Source organism: Bacillus sp. FJAT-27001, from assembly GCF_019039175.1.
In the GTDB taxonomy this organism is placed as follows: Bacteria; Bacillota; Bacilli; order Bacillales; family Bacillaceae; genus Bacillus; species Bacillus velezensis.
In genome coordinates, this window is record NZ_JAHOAA010000002.1 from 621,026 (window position 1) to 637,151 (window position 16,126).

20 protein-coding genes are annotated in these 16,126 nt (G+C 49.2%); 13 read left to right on the forward strand and 7 right to left on the reverse strand.

Annotated elements, in window-relative coordinates:
* Positions 1-24: 24 nt before the first annotated feature.
* From BGM27_RS07660 to BGM27_RS07670, 3 genes are read left to right on the forward strand one after another with little or no spacing between them, the layout of a single operon-like run.
* Entirely contained in the window at positions 25-1,179 is a 1,155-nt protein-coding gene (locus tag BGM27_RS07660; protein ID WP_007409380.1) for a cytochrome P450, read from the forward strand.
* A 56-nt stretch (positions 1,180-1,235) separates the two neighbouring features.
* Positions 1,236-2,483, forward strand: coding sequence for a hydroxymethylglutaryl-CoA synthase family protein (locus tag BGM27_RS07665; RefSeq protein ID WP_007409381.1), 1,248 nt, complete (start codon positions 1,236-1,238; stop codon positions 2,481-2,483).
* A 58-nt stretch (positions 2,484-2,541) separates the two neighbouring features.
* Positions 2,542-3,288, forward strand: a complete 747-nt coding sequence (locus BGM27_RS07670) for a polyketide synthase (protein ID WP_023842868.1) — start codon at positions 2,542-2,544, stop codon at positions 3,286-3,288.
* A 36-nt stretch (positions 3,289-3,324) separates the two neighbouring features.
* On the opposite strand, the gene proC is transcribed toward BGM27_RS07670, so the two are convergent.
* Positions 3,325-4,164 (reverse strand): pyrroline-5-carboxylate reductase, encoded by an 840-nt coding sequence (gene proC / locus BGM27_RS07675; RefSeq protein WP_007409383.1) that lies wholly within the window; start codon positions 4,162-4,164, stop codon positions 3,325-3,327.
* Positions 4,165-4,560: 396 nt separating this feature from the next.
* Here proC and BGM27_RS07680 point away from each other — a divergent pair, with 396 nt between their 5' ends.
* The 5 genes from BGM27_RS07680 (at position 4,561) to BGM27_RS07700 (ending at position 9,117) form a co-directional block, all read left to right on the forward strand.
* Positions 4,561-5,520: an MBL fold metallo-hydrolase gene (locus BGM27_RS07680; RefSeq protein WP_007409384.1), complete on the forward strand. Its 960-nt coding sequence runs from the start codon at positions 4,561-4,563 to the stop codon at positions 5,518-5,520.
* A gap of 5 nt (positions 5,521-5,525) precedes the next feature.
* The gene (locus BGM27_RS07685; protein WP_007409385.1) at positions 5,526-6,302 is read left to right on the forward strand and encodes an SDR family NAD(P)-dependent oxidoreductase; all 777 of its coding nucleotides are present in this window, start codon (positions 5,526-5,528) and stop codon (positions 6,300-6,302) included.
* Between the two features lie 16 nt (positions 6,303-6,318).
* Positions 6,319-7,668 (forward strand): D-serine ammonia-lyase, encoded by a 1,350-nt coding sequence (gene dsdA / locus BGM27_RS07690; protein WP_007409386.1) that lies wholly within the window; start codon positions 6,319-6,321, stop codon positions 7,666-7,668.
* Between the two features lie 75 nt (positions 7,669-7,743).
* A complete protein-coding gene (gene coaA, locus BGM27_RS07695; protein ID WP_003153290.1) occupies positions 7,744-8,703 on the forward strand; it encodes a type I pantothenate kinase in 960 nt (319 codons plus the stop codon).
* Positions 8,704-8,727: 24 nt separating this feature from the next.
* A complete protein-coding gene (locus BGM27_RS07700; RefSeq protein WP_029973629.1) occupies positions 8,728-9,117 on the forward strand; it encodes a VOC family protein in 390 nt (129 codons plus the stop codon).
* A gap of 1 nt (position 9,118) precedes the next feature.
* On the opposite strand, the gene BGM27_RS07705 is transcribed toward BGM27_RS07700, so the two are convergent.
* The 5 genes from BGM27_RS07705 to BGM27_RS07725 all read right to left on the reverse strand — a co-directional run bounded on the left by BGM27_RS07705 (position 9,119) and on the right by BGM27_RS07725 (position 12,417).
* Positions 9,119-9,286 carry a DUF4083 family protein gene (locus BGM27_RS07705; protein WP_007409388.1) on the reverse strand — a complete coding sequence of 56 codons (168 nt, stop codon included), beginning with the start codon at positions 9,284-9,286 and terminating at the stop codon, positions 9,119-9,121.
* A gap of 80 nt (positions 9,287-9,366) precedes the next feature.
* Entirely contained in the window at positions 9,367-10,449 is a 1,083-nt protein-coding gene (locus BGM27_RS07710) for an AI-2E family transporter (RefSeq protein WP_007409389.1), read from the reverse strand.
* Between the two features lie 73 nt (positions 10,450-10,522).
* A complete protein-coding gene (locus BGM27_RS07715) occupies positions 10,523-10,729 on the reverse strand; it encodes a YqzH family protein (protein ID WP_003153294.1) in 207 nt (68 codons plus the stop codon).
* 101 nt (positions 10,730-10,830) lie between these two features.
* Entirely contained in the window at positions 10,831-11,175 is a 345-nt protein-coding gene (locus BGM27_RS07720) for a YolD-like family protein (RefSeq protein ID WP_007409390.1), read from the reverse strand.
* A gap of 15 nt (positions 11,176-11,190) precedes the next feature.
* Complete coding sequence (locus BGM27_RS07725) at positions 11,191-12,417, reverse strand: DNA polymerase IV (RefSeq protein WP_007409391.1); 1,227 nt, start codon at positions 12,415-12,417, stop codon at positions 11,191-11,193.
* 215 nt (positions 12,418-12,632) lie between these two features.
* Between BGM27_RS07725 and BGM27_RS07730 the strand changes: the two genes are divergently transcribed.
* The 5 genes from BGM27_RS07730 (at position 12,633) to BGM27_RS07750 (ending at position 15,074) form a co-directional block, all read left to right on the forward strand.
* A complete protein-coding gene (locus BGM27_RS07730) occupies positions 12,633-13,103 on the forward strand; it encodes a GNAT family N-acetyltransferase (RefSeq protein ID WP_007409392.1) in 471 nt (156 codons plus the stop codon).
* A gap of 12 nt (positions 13,104-13,115) precedes the next feature.
* Positions 13,116-13,460 carry an antibiotic biosynthesis monooxygenase family protein gene (locus tag BGM27_RS07735; RefSeq protein WP_007409393.1) on the forward strand — a complete coding sequence of 115 codons (345 nt, stop codon included), beginning with the start codon at positions 13,116-13,118 and terminating at the stop codon, positions 13,458-13,460.
* Positions 13,457-14,407, forward strand: a complete 951-nt coding sequence (locus BGM27_RS07740) for a GNAT family N-acetyltransferase (protein WP_020954223.1) — start codon at positions 13,457-13,459, stop codon at positions 14,405-14,407. Before BGM27_RS07735 ends, BGM27_RS07740 begins: the two co-directional genes overlap by 4 nt.
* Positions 14,408-14,497: 90 nt before the next feature.
* Positions 14,498-14,860 carry an iron-sulfur cluster biosynthesis family protein gene (locus tag BGM27_RS07745; RefSeq protein ID WP_014305346.1) on the forward strand — a complete coding sequence of 121 codons (363 nt, stop codon included), beginning with the start codon at positions 14,498-14,500 and terminating at the stop codon, positions 14,858-14,860.
* Positions 14,835-15,074 carry a DUF2552 family protein gene (locus BGM27_RS07750; RefSeq protein WP_003153307.1) on the forward strand — a complete coding sequence of 80 codons (240 nt, stop codon included), beginning with the start codon at positions 14,835-14,837 and terminating at the stop codon, positions 15,072-15,074. The genes BGM27_RS07745 and BGM27_RS07750 overlap by 26 nt, the downstream gene beginning before the upstream one ends.
* 39 nt (positions 15,075-15,113) lie before the next feature.
* Here BGM27_RS07750 and BGM27_RS07755 read toward each other — a convergent pair whose 3' ends face one another.
* The gene (locus BGM27_RS07755; RefSeq protein ID WP_007409395.1) at positions 15,114-16,028 is read right to left on the reverse strand and encodes an alpha/beta hydrolase; all 915 of its coding nucleotides are present in this window, start codon (positions 16,026-16,028) and stop codon (positions 15,114-15,116) included.
* Between the last annotated feature and the right edge of the window lie 98 nt (positions 16,029-16,126).

Genomic DNA, 16,126 nt, shown 5'->3' on the forward strand with positions numbered 1-16,126 from the left:
TGAACACATCTTGGAGGAATGAAAATGACCAGTTTAACAAAAATCAGACAGCAGCAGCCGTACAAGTGGTACCAAACGATGAGAGAAACCTCTCCCGTTCATTACAATGAAAAGGAAGATTGCTGGGAAATCTTCACCTATGATGAAGTGAAGCGGGTGATTTCTGACTACAGTCATTTTTCTTCCGATCATAAATACTTAAGTGCGGACAAACAGGAAAAAATGATCCGGCATATTAACAAAGACAGCCTTTTGAAAATGGACCCGCCCGAACACACCGTCTTCAGAAAATTGGTCAATCAGCCGTTCATGCCGAAATCGGTTGAGTCTCTTGCACCGCGTATAGCCGCTATCGCTGATGACCTGCTTCAGGCCGTCCGTTCAAAAGACAGGATGGACATTATTGAAGATTACGCATTTCCGCTTCCGATTATCGTGATCGCAGAGCTTCTAGGATTTCCTCCGAAAGACAGAGATATCTTTAAAAGCTGGGTCGACCAAAGCCAGAATGTAAAAGATGAAAAGAAAATGAATGAAGTGCAAAAGCAGATGATCGGATACTTCATGCAGTTTATTTTACAGCGGAGAAAACAGCCGCAAAATGATTTAATCAGTCATTTAATTTCAGCTGATTTAGACGGAGAGCCGCTGTCAGACAAGCAATTAATCGGTTTTTGCGGCTTGTTGATCGTCGCGGGGCACGTAACGACGGAAAATGTGATCGGAAATTCATTTCTCAGTCTCAAGGAGTTCCCGCACATTCTGCCCCGGCTGCTTGAAAACAAGGCGCTCCTTCCTGACTTTATTGAGGAAGTCATCCGCCTCAGACCTTCCATTCAGCGGGTAACCCGCTACACTGCGGTTGAGAGCGAGATTGGCGGAAAAACGATTCCGGCCGGAGAAAAAGTGTATGCGTGGATTGGATCGGCGAACAGAGATGAAAAGAAGTTTAGAAATGCCGATCAGATTGACTTGGGACGAAAGCCGAATCAGCATCTGTCATTCGGTCAGGGCAGCCATTATTGTTTAGGAGCGCCGCTGGCCCGGCTTGAAGCGAAAATCGCGCTTTCCCACTTTTTTGAACAGATGCCCGCATGGCGTTTTACTGAGGATCAAGAGCCGAATCTGGTTCCGAGCCCTGTATTTCACGGCGTTGACAGGCTGCTTGTTGAGTTTTGAACGAAAAAATAAAAGAGGCTTCGCGGGAAGCCTCTTTACTCTGGGGGCTTGGAGAAATGAATGTAGGAATCGAAGCAATGAACGTGTTTGGCGGAACCGCGTATGTAGACGTCATGGAGCTTGCGGAACATCGGAACCTGGATAAAAAAAGGTTTGAGAACCTGCTGATGAAAGAAAAAGTGGTGGCGCTTCCGTTTGAAGATCCGATTACGTTCGCCGTAAATGCCGCAAAACCGATTATCGATTCTCTGTCAGAAGAGGAACGGAATCAGATTGAAATGGTCATCACCTGTACGGAATCCGGGATTGATTTTGGCAAATCCATCAGTACATACGTCCATGATTATTTGCAGCTGAAGCGGAATTGCCGGTTATTTGAGGTGAAACAGGCTTGCTATTCTTTAACGGCCGGGTTTCAAATGGGCGTGAATTTCATCTTATCGCAAACATCGCCGGGAGCGAAAGCGCTCATCATCGGAACGGATATTTCCCGCTTTTTAGTGGCTGAAGGCGGTGACGCGTTGACGGAGGAATGGTCCTATGCCGAACCGAGTGCGGGGGCGGGAGCTGTGGCGCTTTTAGTCAGCAGCACCCCTCATGTCTTTTTGCTTGATCAAGGCGCAAGCGGGTATTACGGGTATGAAGTCATGGATACCTGCCGCCCGATTCCGGATAGTGAAGCGGGGGATGCTGATCTGTCGCTCATGTCTTATTTGGACTGCTGTGAAAAATCATTTCAGGAATACCGAAAGCGTGTGAGCGGGGCGGATTATAAGAATACATTTCAATACCTTTCTTTTCATACTCCGTTTGGCGGAATGGTAAAAGGAGCGCATCGGACGATGATGAGAAAATTGGCAAAGGCTAAGCCGCAAGACATTGAAGCGGATTTTCAGCAACGCGTGCTGCCTGGGATTCAATACTGTCAGCGCGTCGGCAACATCATGGGGGCCACCGTATTTTTATCTCTTGCCAGCACGATTGATAACGGCTCTTTTGAAACGCCGAAACGCGTCGGCTGTTTTTCATACGGTTCGGGCTGCTGCTCTGAATTTTACAGCGGTGTCGTTATGCCGCAAAGCCGTACGCGGCAGAATCAATTTCAGATCAGCCGGCATTTGGATGAACGCGTCCGTTTATCGATGGCTGATTACGACCGGCTGCTCCAAGACAGCGGCATCGTAAAATTCGGCACAAGAAATGCCGCGCCCGCAGCAGACATCCCGAATGCGCATCAAGGAAAAACGCGATTGGTGCTGACTGAAATAAAAGAGTTTCACAGAAAGTATGAATGGACGACTTAATATCAGAAACACTCAGAGCCGGAAAGGCTTGAGTATTTTTAAAGAAACGGAGATAAACATGAATCCAATGATTGATGTACAGGAAACAGAACCGGGCATTGTGCAGGTCACAATGCAGGATACGGCCGGGAAAAACGGGCTGTCAGAAGAGTTTGTCAGAGAGCTGCACCGGGTATTCCGAGACATCAATGCCCATCCGTCCTATAAAACCGTCCTTCTGACGGGTTACGGAAATTATTTCTGCACGGGAGGAACGCAGGAGGGGCTTTTGACCATTCAGAGCGGAAAGCTTCAATTTACAGATTTAAAGCTTCACAGTCTTTTATTGGATTGCAGGATTCCCGTGATTTCCGTCATGCAGGGGCATGCGATCGGAGCCGGCTTTACGATCGGTCTGAGCGCGGATTTCGTGATTTTAAGCAGAGAGAGTTTTTATTCTTGTAATTATATGAAGTACGGATTTACACCGGGAATGGGCGCGACGTATATTGTGCCTGAAAAACTGGGAATTGTCCTCGGGGAAGAAATGCTGTTTACTGCCGCGAATTTCAGCGGCGCCGCTCTGGAAAAACGGGGAGTTCCGTTTGAAGTGCTGCCGAAAAAAGACGTCCTTCAAAGAGGCCGCGAATTAGCCCGGCTGCTGGCGGATAAACCGAGAGCCTCACTGGTTGCGCTGAAAACCAATGTGACCGCACGGATCAAAAGAGAGCTGACAAAAGCGGTTGAGGAAGAGGTGAACATGCACGAAGCCACATTCCATCTTCCTGAAGTAAAAGAGAGAATCAGCCGCTTATACGGCAGTTAAACAGAATGAAAAAAGCATGGGAAGCCCCATGCTTTATCACTGGTCCGTCTTTTGCAGAACGGAGCCTGCGAATTGTTCTTTAATTTCGGCGCTCCGTGCTGCGGTTTCTGCGATGCAGTGCATGATGGCTTCTTCAAAGCGGCGCTCTTCTAATGCGCGAAGGCCTGCTTCAGTCGTGCCGCCCGGGCTTGTGATTTCCTTGCGCAGGCGTTCAGGCCGTTTGCTGCTTGTTCTGAGCATTTCCGTCGCCCCGGCCATGGTTTGTAAAATCAGCTCTTTTGCCGTTTCTTCCGGCAGGCCGGCTTGAAGGGCGGCCTTTTCCATTGCTTCGACATACCGGTACACATAGGCGGGACCGCTTCCGGCAATGGCTGTGACGGCGTCAAGGTGTTTTTCTTCAAAGCGCGTCGCTTCTCCGATTGTTTCCAGAAGCTCTTTTGCCGTCCGGATTTCAGCTTCACTCGCCTCGGAGCTTGCGGAAAAACCGGTCGCCGATTGCTGAATGGCCGCGGATGTATTCGGCATCGCCCGGATGATGGTGAGCTTTCTGCCGAAATATTGCTGAATCGTGTGAATCGTCAGCCCTGCGATGACAGAAATCACAAGCTGATCTTTCACGTATTCGCGAATGTTCTCAATGCTTTCTGCCGCATCTTTCGGTTTAAAGGCGAGAACGAGAATGTCGGTATTGCTGAAAAACTCTTCTTTATCCCGGCACGGTTTTACTCCGTACGTTTTTTGGAGCTCTTCAAGCCGGCTGTCATTTGACCGGTTTGTCATATATATATGTCCGGGGGCTGTCATTCCGCTTTGCAGCAGTCCGTTCACCATTGCTTCCGCCATTGATCCGGCCCCGATAAAACCGATTTTCTTCATATAAATCCTCCTTCTTCTCAAAACACAAAAAAACCTTCCCGTCAAAAAGGACGAAAAGGTTTCGCGGTACCACCTTACATTAGCACGAATCAGCCGTGCTCAGCTCAAATCCCGTAACGAGGGGATACGTTTAGGTTTTCCTAACCGCTCTGAGGGCAGGTTCTGTAAACAAGAGGGCCGCAATGTCTTTCAGCCGGGGACATTGCTCTCTGCTGCCGTTGTTTATATACTAGTTCCTCGTCATCGCGTTCCGTGTTTTCTAGTTTGTTGTTCATTATGCTATGCGCAAGAGCGGGATGTCAATCTTTTTTTCCGATATGCGGCAATAATGACACAGTGAAAAGAAAACGCTAAAATATGATTATTCAGGAATGAAAAGAACGAAGGAGCGTAAACATGGCAGCGAGAAAGATCATTCCGATACGTGTGCCGACTCCGTTTGCAGTCGGCGACGTTATCGTTTATTTAGTAAAAGATGAAGCCTTAACCCTTATTGATTGCGGCCCGAATACAAAGGAAGCGGCTGAATCGCTCTCATTGCAGCTTAAGGAACACGGGGTTTCTGCGGCAGATATAGAACAGGTGGTGCTCACTCATCATCACGCAGATCATTCAGGTCTGCTGCACCTTTTTTCCGACGATGCGGAAGTAATAGGGCATCCGCTGAATGACAGGTACATTACTCAGGATCAGTCGTATATCGCCCGGCAGGAGGACTTTTTTCTGTCGCTTATGACTGAAATGGACGTTCCCCTGACGCCTGAAGACATACATAAAACAGTTAAGCTGTCATACTTATTTTCTGCAAACCGTCCGTTAACGAAAACAGTGAGGGAAGGCGGAAAAATTGACGGGCTTAACGGCTGGACGGTGCTCGAAATCCCGGGTCATGCCGCTTCTCACATTGCGCTCTACCATGAAAAAAGCGGTGAAATGTTCAGCGGCGATCTGCTTTTGTCCAACAGCTCCACCAATCCGATTCTGGAAGCTCCGGAAAAGGGGGGCGTGCGCGCGGCCCCGATGCTCGACTACTTGAACTCAATGAAGCGGCTGCATGACGTAAACCCGTCCTTTTTATATCCGGGACACGGCGATCTGCTGACAGACGTAAAGCCTGCTTTTGACAGGCGGCTTGAAAAACAGAGAAGTCGGTCGGAATATGTGCTGCGCCTGTTGTCAGAGGAAACGCTGACGGCTTTCCAGGTATGCCGGCGGCTGTTTCCGGCTGTGTATGAAAATGAATTGTTTTTAACGATGTCAGAAACGATCGGCCATCTTGACGTGCTGGCCGCCGAAGGGAAGGCTGTATCCTTTCAGTCGGGGAACACTCTGAAGTTTAAAGCTGTAAAGGAGTGAAGGAAATGGGCAGATTAACGGATAAGCGGATTTGGATCACCGGAGCATCCGGCGGACTCGGAGAACGGCTTGCATATTCCTGCGCGGCAGAAGGGGCTCATGTTTTTTTATCCGCCAGGCGGGAGGACCGCTTGCAGGAAGTGAAAAAGACGATTACCGCGCGCGGCGGACAGTGTGATGTCGTTCCGTTTGACGTCCGGCATGCAGAAGAGGCTGAAAACGTAAGGCGTTTGATCGGTCATGTTGACGTATTAATCAACAACGCCGGCTTCGGCATTTTTGAAACGGCCGCTGATTCATCTTTGGATGATATGAAGGCAATGTTTGAAGTCAACGTCTTCGGATTAATCGCCTGTACGAAGGCCTGTCTTCCTGTGATGCTTCATGCGAAAAGCGGCCATATTATCAATATCGCCTCACAGGCCGGCAAATTGGCGACGCCGAAATCAAGCCTTTATTCCGCAACGAAGCACGCCGTGTTAGGGTATTCCAATGCGCTGCGGCTTGAGCTGGCCGGTACGGGTGTAGCCGTGACAACGGTTAATCCCGGTCCGATTAAAACAGACTTCTTTACAATTGCAGATAAAGAGGGCGGTTATGTGAAAAGCGTCGGCAGATGGATGCTTGATGCCGACCATGTGGCAGAGCGCATTACATCCGTGATTCTGACGGATAAACGGGAAATGAATCTTCCGCGATGGATGAGCTTCGGGACGAAGCTGTATCAGCTTTTCCCATCGTTTACAGAAAAACTGGCAGGCCGCGCATTAAAGAAAAAGTAACAAGGGGGAAAAAGGAATGTCCGACCGGGATATACACAAGGCATTGATGGCAGAGCCTCTAGTCAGGCAAATGGCGGAGGCGCGTGAAGTATTTTGGATCAATCCGCATAAAACCGATGATCCAGTAAAGCATGGCGCTGAATGGAAAAAGGAGATTGCCGAAGCGGAAGAAAGGCTGCGCCGGTTTGCGCCTTATATCGCGTCGGCTTTTCCGGAGACGGAAGCGGAGGGAGGCCTCATTGAATCTCCGCTTGTCTTGATTAATGAAATGAAGAAGCATCTGGAACACAGCGCCGCTCAGGCTTTCCCCGGGCGTCTGCTTTTGAAATGCGACGACGAACTTCCGATTTCCGGTTCCATTAAAGCGCGCGGCGGGATTTACGAAGTGCTGAAGCATGCCGAAGATCTCGCGGTAAAAGCGGGGATGCTCTCAGCAGACGACGATTACAGCATATTGACTGAAGAACGGTTTACCGCTTTTTTCTCAAAATACTCTATAGCCGTCGGCTCTACGGGCAATTTAGGTCTGAGTATCGGCATAATCGGCGCGAAGCTCGGCTTTTGTGTGACCGTTCATATGTCCAGTGACGCAAAGCAGTGGAAAAAGGAGCTGCTCCGGGAAAAGGGGGTTCGCGTCATCGAATATGAAGCAGACTACAGTCTGGCTGTCAAAGAGGGGCGCATGCAGGCGAAGCAGGACCCTTATTGTTATTTTATTGATGATGAGCATTCCCGGGATCTGTTTTTGGGGTATGCCGTTGCGGGAAGCCGTGTGAAAAAGCAGCTCGATCAAATGAACATAAAGCCTGATGCAGATGAACCGCTTTTCGTTTATTTGCCGTGCGGGGTCGGAGGAGGTCCGGGCGGCGTCGCGCTTGCGCTAAAGCTGATCTATGGCGGGCATGTCCATATTTTTTTCGGTGAGCCGACGCATTCACCGTGTATGCTGTTAGGACTGTTTTCCGGCTTGCATGACGGAATCAGCGTGCAGGATATCGGTCTTGATAATCAAACGGCCGCCGACGGACTCGCGGTGGGAAGGCCGTCCGGACTGGCCGGCCCTCTGATGGAGCCTATAATCAGCGGCTGTTATACCGCCGATGACGGCACGCTTTTTTCGCTGCTTTATCAATTAAGGGCGGCCGAGAATAAGAGCCTTGAACCCTCTGCACTCGCCGGACTGGCCGGGGCCGTCAAGGTCGTTCAGACCGAAGCCGGAAACCGTTATATAAAAGAGCGGGGGCTTGAGATGGAAAATGCCGTGCACCTTGTGTGGAGCACCGGCGGAAGCATGGTTCCGGAGGAGGAAATGGAAGAGTACAGCCGGATCGGTTCCTCATTTTTGAAAAAAATGGGCAGACAGTGAAGCGGTTTTCCGTTACAATCTTTGTAAGCGTTTGTTTTTTTATCGGAAAGCCATACAGAGAGATTGGTGTGAATTGTGAAAAGTAAAGAATTGAACTTACATACATTGTATACGCAGCACAGCCGCGAGTCGTGGGCCGGATTCGGCGGCCATCTTTCCATTGCCGTTTCAGAGGAAGAAGCCAAGGCGGTAGAGGGGCTGAATGACTACCTGTCGGTGGAAGAAGTAGAAACGATCTACATTCCGCTTGTGCGCCTTCTCCATCTTCATGTCACGTCTGCCGCAAGACGGAATCAGCATGTCAATGTGTTTCTGAAGCATCCGCATTCAGCGAAAATCCCGTTTATCATCGGAATCGCGGGCAGCGTCGCCGTCGGCAAAAGCACGACGGCGAGAATTTTGCAAAAGCTTCTTTCCCGTCTGCCGGACAGGCCGAAGGTGAGCCTGGTGACAACCGACGGTTTCTTGTATCCGACGGCGGAATTAAAAAGGAAAAACCTTCTGTCCAGAAAGGGATTCCCGGAAAGCTACGACGTGAAAGCGCTGCTTGAGTTTCTGAACGATATAAAGTCGGGGAAAGAGAGAGTGGAGGCGCCCGTATATTCCCATCTTACGTATGACAGGGAAGAGGGCGCCGTCGAGGTTGTCGAAGGTGCGGATATCGTTATTATCGAAGGAATCAATGTCCTGCAGTCGCCGACCTTAGAGGACGACAGGGAAGATCCGCGGATTTTTGTATCGGATTTCTTTGATTTTTCGATCTATGTGGATGCCGAAGAAAGCCGGATTTTCACGTGGTATTTGGAGCGTTTCCGCCTCTTAAGAGAAACCGCTTTTCAGGATCCGGCTTCTTATTTTCATAAATTTAAGGATTTGTCTGATGCAGAAGCGGATACCATGGCCGCCTCCATTTGGGAGAGCGTCAACCGTCCGAATCTGTATGAAAATATCCTGCCGACAAAATTCAGATCGGATTTGATTTTGAGAAAAGGTGATGGCCATAAAGTTGAAGAGGTGCTGGTAAGGCGGGTGTGATGGGAGGAGGAAGCGAATATTATGATGCATCATATTGAGTTGTATGTATCTGACTTGAAAGCCTCCGCCCGGTTTTGGGGATGGTTTTTAGGTGAGCTCGGTTATAGAGAATTTCAAAATTGGGACTCCGGCATCAGCTGGAAAAACGCAGGATTTTATGTTGTGCTTGTACAGACAGAGGAGCGTTTTTTAACACCGGAGTACCACAGATGCCGGGTCGGGCTGAACCATCTGGCTTTTCATGCTGCATCAAGAGAGCAGGTTGACGAGATGACAGAAAAGCTGCTTGCCAGAGGATGCCCCGTGCTTTACAGGGACCGCCATCCATATGCAGGCGGAAGCACGCATTACGCCGTATACACGGAGGACCCGGATCGGATAAAAGTGGAGCTCGTTGCGCCTGCTTCTGAATGAACTATAACTTTTCGTTTTTTTCTTCGCGCAGCGCGTCGAGTTTCTTTTCGATTCTGTCCAATTGTATGCGGCGCTTGTTCAAGCTTCTGAATACGTATATCACGGCAAACAGGAAAAATGCGGCTGCAATAAATGAAATCAATTGAAAAATGACATCACCGATGTTCATCTTTTTTACCTCCGTGTGCGGCGGGTTTCTTCAGCCCGCCGTTTTTTCATTTTGACCGATGTGAAGACATGGGGGATGAATCATTTCTCTCCTAGCTTTGTTTTTTTTCTGAGAATGAATAGTTTCTGCATGTGGCTTATGACCACTTTTGCGGCCGCATATCCCGGAATGGCCAGCAGCATCCCGGCAATTCCTGAGAATTTGCCGGCGGCAAGCAGAAGAAAAATAATGGTCAGCGGGTGAATGTCCAGCTTCCGACCCATAATTTGCGGGGAAATCAGCTGGCTTTCAAGCTGCTGGACAATGACGACGACCGTAATCACCAGCACCGCCTCGGTCGGTGAATCGAACAATCCGACAATGACTCCGGGAAATGTGCCGATCCAAGGCCCGATAAACGGAATCAGGTTTGTCACCATGGCGAACGCGCCCAGAACGAGCGGATAATCGAGCCCGATTATAAAATAGCCGATCGTGACGAGAACGCCGACACAGAAACTGACGAGCAGCTGTCCTTGTATGTATGAACTGAGAGCTTCATCCATATCCCGAAGTATTTGTTTTCCTTCTTTTTGATGTTTTTCCGGAAGAAGCCGCAGCAGTCGCCGAGGGGCTTTGTTTCCTTCTTTTAACATGTAATACAGCGCAAACGGAATAATGGCGGCGGTGATGGCGGCATTGGCAGCCGTACCGGCCAGGCTGCTGAGAGAATCAGCGATTGAACCGGAATAATTTGCTGCTTTGTCTGCTAATTTTTTAAAGGAATCCCCATGCTGAAGCCGGGAAAACCATTTGCTGTCCTGGAGATGCCGGATCCAATTTTCAGCTTTTGCGGAAAGCTCCGGAATATGATCTGTGAAGGCTGTAAACTGTTTTTGAACGGCAGGGCCCGCCGTATAAAGGAAGAGGACAAAAAGGCCGGCTGTTCCCGCATAAATCGCTAAAATCGCGATCCCTTCGGGCAGCTTTAATTTCGCATGCAGCAGTCTGACGAGCGGGCGGCACAAATAGTAAAGGACGCCCGATAATACAATGGGCGGAAACAAGGTTTTAACCGTAATCACAACAGGCTGGAACAAAAAGTCTATTAATGTTCCGAGATAAATGATGAGAAATAACAGAAGAACGGCATAGCCGATTCTGAAATAAGGCCCGACAGGCATATCCTGCACCACGCAATCTTTAAGGGTTTACTCTCGGACATTTCCCTTATCGCCCGGTGCATAAACGTCCGTGTCAGGAAAACTGCCCCTGATTGGTGACGTAATCGTAGATAATATCTTCTACATGGGCATGGAGATCCTCATCGGGTTCTTCATTCCTTCTTTCTTCTAAAGCTTTTTTTAAACTCTGTTTTTCATAGGGGCTCAGCGGATCTGTCGACACATTCCGTCCATACTGGCGGAGGGCTTGTCCCAGCATTTTTTCTATAAATTGATCCATCATATATTCTCCTATTCTTGTCATTCATCTTTATTCTACTAAATATCATGTGATCCTCCCACTCTTCTATCATATTTTCTGTCAGGGCCGGGTTAGGATTTTTATTCCAATTCAGCTGAGAGAATACGATGAAACGGCAGCGTTAACGCATCTTCATCGTTTATGATTTTTAAACGCTTTTCGTCATGCCTCACTTGTTTTACCCAGCCCCAAAAGCGGCGGGGGCCGTGTGCGGAAGCGTAGGTGACCGAAATGGCCCTGTCTTCTTCAATCGACGCCGCAATGATGCGGTTCATGTCGTTCAGTTGCTCTTCGCTCAGTTCCGGAGGCCGGAATTCCCGTTCTTTTCGTTTTTTCGCAAGCAGCTGCTCCCGATGTTCGGGCAGCATCATCCGGCTTGATTCCCACATGACATTATACCCGGGTGTTAATTTGTTCGGATTCATGTATATCACCTCAAATTATTTGTAATGCCCGCCGATTTTTTCAGCCCGGTGAAAGGCTTGGCCGGCCTCTGTCAGTGAAGCGGCATGGAGGAGCGACGCAGGGCCGTACCGCTCATGAATATCATCCAATACTTTGCCGAGACTGATCTTTTTTTCCTGGGCATCGAACAGGCTCAGCTGAACATAATCACAAGGCTCCAGCTGGGAAAGGGAGACGCCGGCGCTGCGGACGGGCGCACCGTTCCAATGCTCTTTGAAGAGCTTGACCGCCGTTTTAAAAATATCCATTCCGAAATTAGTCGGTGACACCAGCTTTCTCTGTCTGTGAAAACCTGAAGGGAATTCAAAATCAGCGCCTCTGATGCTGACCGAAACCGTATGGCCGATGTATTGTTTGAAACGGGCGCGGCGGGCCACTTCTTCGCTTAACTCCAGCAGCACGACTTTGATATCCTCAAAGCGGCTGTAGTCTCTCGGGAGGGTCATGTTATGGCCGATCGCTTTTTGCCGGCTGTGCGTGTTGACGGTGACCGGAGAGGGATCGATGCCGCGGGCTGTCCGCTGAAGCAATTCGCCGTTAATGCCCCAGCGTTTTTTCAGCAATTCGGCGGGGTGTCCGGCAAGCCCGCCGATTGTGCTGATGCCCATCCGTCTTAAATGATGCTCCATCCGTTTTCCGATGCCGAATAATTTTCCGACCGGCAGCGGCCACAGATCCTGCCTGATATTTGACATATCCAATCTGTGGATGCCGGATGCGTTTTTTTTGGCAAAATGGTCGCAAGCCATTTTTGCGAGCGCCTTATTCGGCCCGATGCCGACACGGGCATAAATGCCGAATTCACGCATAATCGCTTGCTGAATGCTTTCGGCAATTGTAAAAGGATCACCGAACAGCCGCCTGCTTCCGGTCACGTCGAGAAACTGCTCATCGATGGAATAGGGTTCTACAAGATCGGTATACCGTTCAAACAGTTCGGTAATCATGACGGATACATCAATATACCGCTGCATCCGCGGACGGACAATAACGGCATCGGGACATTTGGCCTGCGCTTCCCACAGCCGTTCGGCATTTTTTACGCCGTATCGTTTGGCGAGCGGACAAGCCGCAAGCACGACGCCGCTGCGTCTTTCGGGATCTCCCGAGACAATCACGGGCCGGCTTTTGAGATGAGGCGCTTCCGCTTTTTCCACAGACGCATAAAACGATTGCATATCTACAAGAAGAATATCAGCCATAAAAAAACCTCCGGGAACATTTGTTCTGTTTTTCATTGTACCCGAACAATGATCACGTTTATACTGGTAAATCATTCCCTGGCTGGAAGACGTGCTGATTCGTTTGCTTGAAAAGAAATCATTTACAATTGCAAACAACCCACATATAATTTTTTATATTCCAATGAGAAGAGCTGACATTCATTTTGCCGGACGAAAAGGAGAGTCAATCGATAATGGATATTCGAACAATTACCTCTGAAGACTATGAAATGGTTACGTCTGTTTTGAATGATTGGTGGGGCGGCAGGCAGATGAAAGACAAACTGCCGCGCTTGTTTTTTGAACATTTTCAGGACACAAGCTTTATCACGTACGGGCCGGAGGGAATGACCGGTTTTTTAATCGGTTTTCAGTCACAATCAGACCCTGAGACAGCCTACATTCATTTTTCCGGTGTGCATCCGGATTTCAGAAAAATGCAAATTGGAAAACAGCTCTACGACCGATTTATGGAGACGGTGAAGAAAAGGGGCTGCACAAAAGTCAATTGCGTGACGGCGCCTGTCAATAAAGTATCAATCGCTTATCATACAAAATTAGGCTTTGAAGCTGAAAAAGGAACCAAAACCGTAAACGGAATCCCTGTTTTTGCGAATTATGACGGTCCGGGAGAAGACCGGATTCTGTTTGTGAAATATATGTAGAGGGGGATGAATATGGGTTTTTTAGCTGACACGCCCAAACCGCCCTATTATGCGGTCATTTTTTCATCAATAAAGGGAAAATATGATGAGGAATATGAACATACGGCAGAGCGCATGATGAATTTGGCAGGCGGACAGCCGGGCTTTTTAGGCGCGGAAAGCGTTCGGGAGGAAAACGGCTGCGGCATCACGGTTTCCTACTGGGACAGCCTGGAGGCGATTAAAAGGTGGAAAGATCATACTGACCACCAGGCGGCAAAACAAAAAGGAAAAAGCGCCTGGTATGAAGCGTACGCGGTCCGCATTACGAAGACGGAGTCACAGCGGATGTTTGCGTCAAAAGGGGCGGAAGATTGATTACATTTTTACAGCATACACAAGAACAGACCGCGCGGGAAATTGCGGCGGTTCAGCGCTGCGCTTATCAAAAAGAAGCCGAGCTGATCGGCTTTTTCGGCATTCCCGCCCTGCATGAAACACCCGATGATATACAGCGGTCACGGGAGACGTTTGCCGGTTTCAAGGAAAAAGATCAGCTTGCAGGCGTCATTTCGTATGAAAAAAAGGGATATGACCTTGTCATATGCAGGCTGACGGTGCACCCGTCCGGCTTTCGAAAAGGAATCGGACGGGCGCTTATTCAATTTGTGATAGATCAAAACCGGGACGCCCAAAAAATAGAGGCGGCTACCGCCAGCCAAAACGTTCCGGCAGTCTCTCTCTATTTAAAAACAGGTTTCACAGAAGCCGGACAGATAGAGACGCCGGAAGGGCTGACCCTCTCGTTTTTTCATCTTTATCCGAAGAGGAAAGCGGAAGTTGTTCCGTACAAGCCGGAATGGAAAGAAACGTTTGAAAGAGAGAAGGCGGACTTGATCCGAATCTTCGGCCCAGCACTTCATTCTGTCAGCCACATCGGCAGCACCTCTATCCCAGGGATGGCCGCCAAACCCGTCATCGATATACTGGCGGAGGTTAAAGATATTTCGGACGCTGACCGATTCAGTCCGCAGCTGGAAGCACTCGGCTATGAGGCGAAAGGGGAAAATGGGATAGAGGGCCGGCGTTTCTTTCAAAAAGGCGGCAACAAGCGCACACACCACGTTCACATATACGAAACAGGCCATCCGGACGTGAAGCGTCATCTGCTGTTCCGGGATTACCTCACCGCAAAGCCTGAAAAAGCGGCTCAATACATGGAACTGAAACGGCACCTCGCTAAGACGTACCCATACGATATGGCAAAGTATAGTGAAGGGAAAAATGACTGGATCAAGGCGGCTGAACAAGAGGCAAAGGACTAAGGAGAGCGGGCTGCTGTAAAGAAAGCAGAAACAATGCATACAGCGGCTCGGTATGCTACAATGGCGAAAATGAAAAACGGAGGATCATCTATGCAAATACATGTGACGGATGCGGCGAAACACACACTTCAGCAGGCAATGGACGCCAACCCGGGGAAAAAAGCGCAGCTCCGCTATGACGCAGAAGGCTGCGGGTGCGCGGTGAGCGGCGTGCCGACCATCTGGCTGGCGGACGAATTAACGGGACAATGCGAAGCCATTGAAACCAACGGACTTCCGCTTTACATCCAGACCTCACAAAAAGTGTTTTTTGACGAGGAAATGACAATCGATTACAATGAAAAGGCAAAAACGCTCGTCTTAAAAAGCCCGGCAGAGATGCTGAGCCCGAGAATGAGCATATTAGTAAAGCAGGGAGAAACGGAAAGTGAATCAAAAGCTGAAAGCCATTAAACAGACGGCACAGCATAAAACGTGGGTATCCTTTCTGAACAACAACCACCCGTACAGTCTGCTGCACTGGTCCATCGGAGGGGCTGAATCCGTTCAGAAGGATGTCTGGCTGCTTCAAGATGAGATGACCTTCAAAGCGCAGGAGTTTACGACAATCGACCTCGCCATTGACTGGATCGGAGAAAATATGGACGGGATTACCGACGTTTTATGACGGGAAAGCGAAAGAACCAGCATACGTTCTTTCGCTTTTTTACGTTTGCGTCATGGTATCTAAAAAGGTTTGAACGGCTTTACGGTAGCTCTCCGGATTTTTGGTGTACGACATGGCATGCCCTCCCGATTCGGCCAGATAGAGCATCTTAGGGCCGCGTTTTCTGCGGTGCAGCAATTCGGAACAAGCGGAGGGTATATAATCATCTTCCTTACTGTGAATAAACAGCACGGGCTGCCGGATGCGGCTGATAACCGATAGAGGAGATACATCACGGATACGGTAGCCTTCTCTCATCCGCAAAAAGAAATCAGCCAAAGGCAGAAGCGGCCACGGAGGCAGCCGGAACTCCCGTTTCAGCCTGTAGGCGAGCTGATCGCGAAAGCTTGCGAACGGACAGTCCGCAATATAAAAATCAGCGCCGTTTTCATCCTGATGCCCGCCCGCGTATAATAAGGCCGTCACCGCTCCCATCGATTCCCCGTGGATGCCGATTTGACCGCCGTCTCCGGTTTTGTGTCTCACCCAATTCACGGCTTCTTCCAAATCATCTTTTTCAAAATAGCCGTAGCTCGTCGTTCTGCCGCCGCTTTTTCCGTGCCCGCGGTGGTCATATACGAGCACATTCCATCCTAAATCTAAAAATAAATCCATGTATTTCAATGAATTGAACGAATTTACGGTAACGCCGTGACAAATAATCATGGTGTTTGCCGTATGATGCGGGGCGATGTAAAAGCCTTTGATCTCATACCCGTGGCGTGACAGGATGACGGCTTCTTCTTTTTCCATGGCCTGAAAGGAATCAAATCTATCATGCCCGTCCGCCGTTTCTTTTTTCATGATATCTTCATCCGTCTTTTTCTTCATAAACATAATCAGATTCGTAAAAGCGAATCCGGCAGCCAAAAAGACTGCGCAAGCCGAACCGAACACCGCCAGCCATTTTTTCACACAGGCACCCTCCTTTCATATGAAAAATCCTTCCTCCGGCTATTCAGGACCGTGAACGTTGCCGGCCTCCGGCGCTCCGTGGTACACTTGCTTCACCA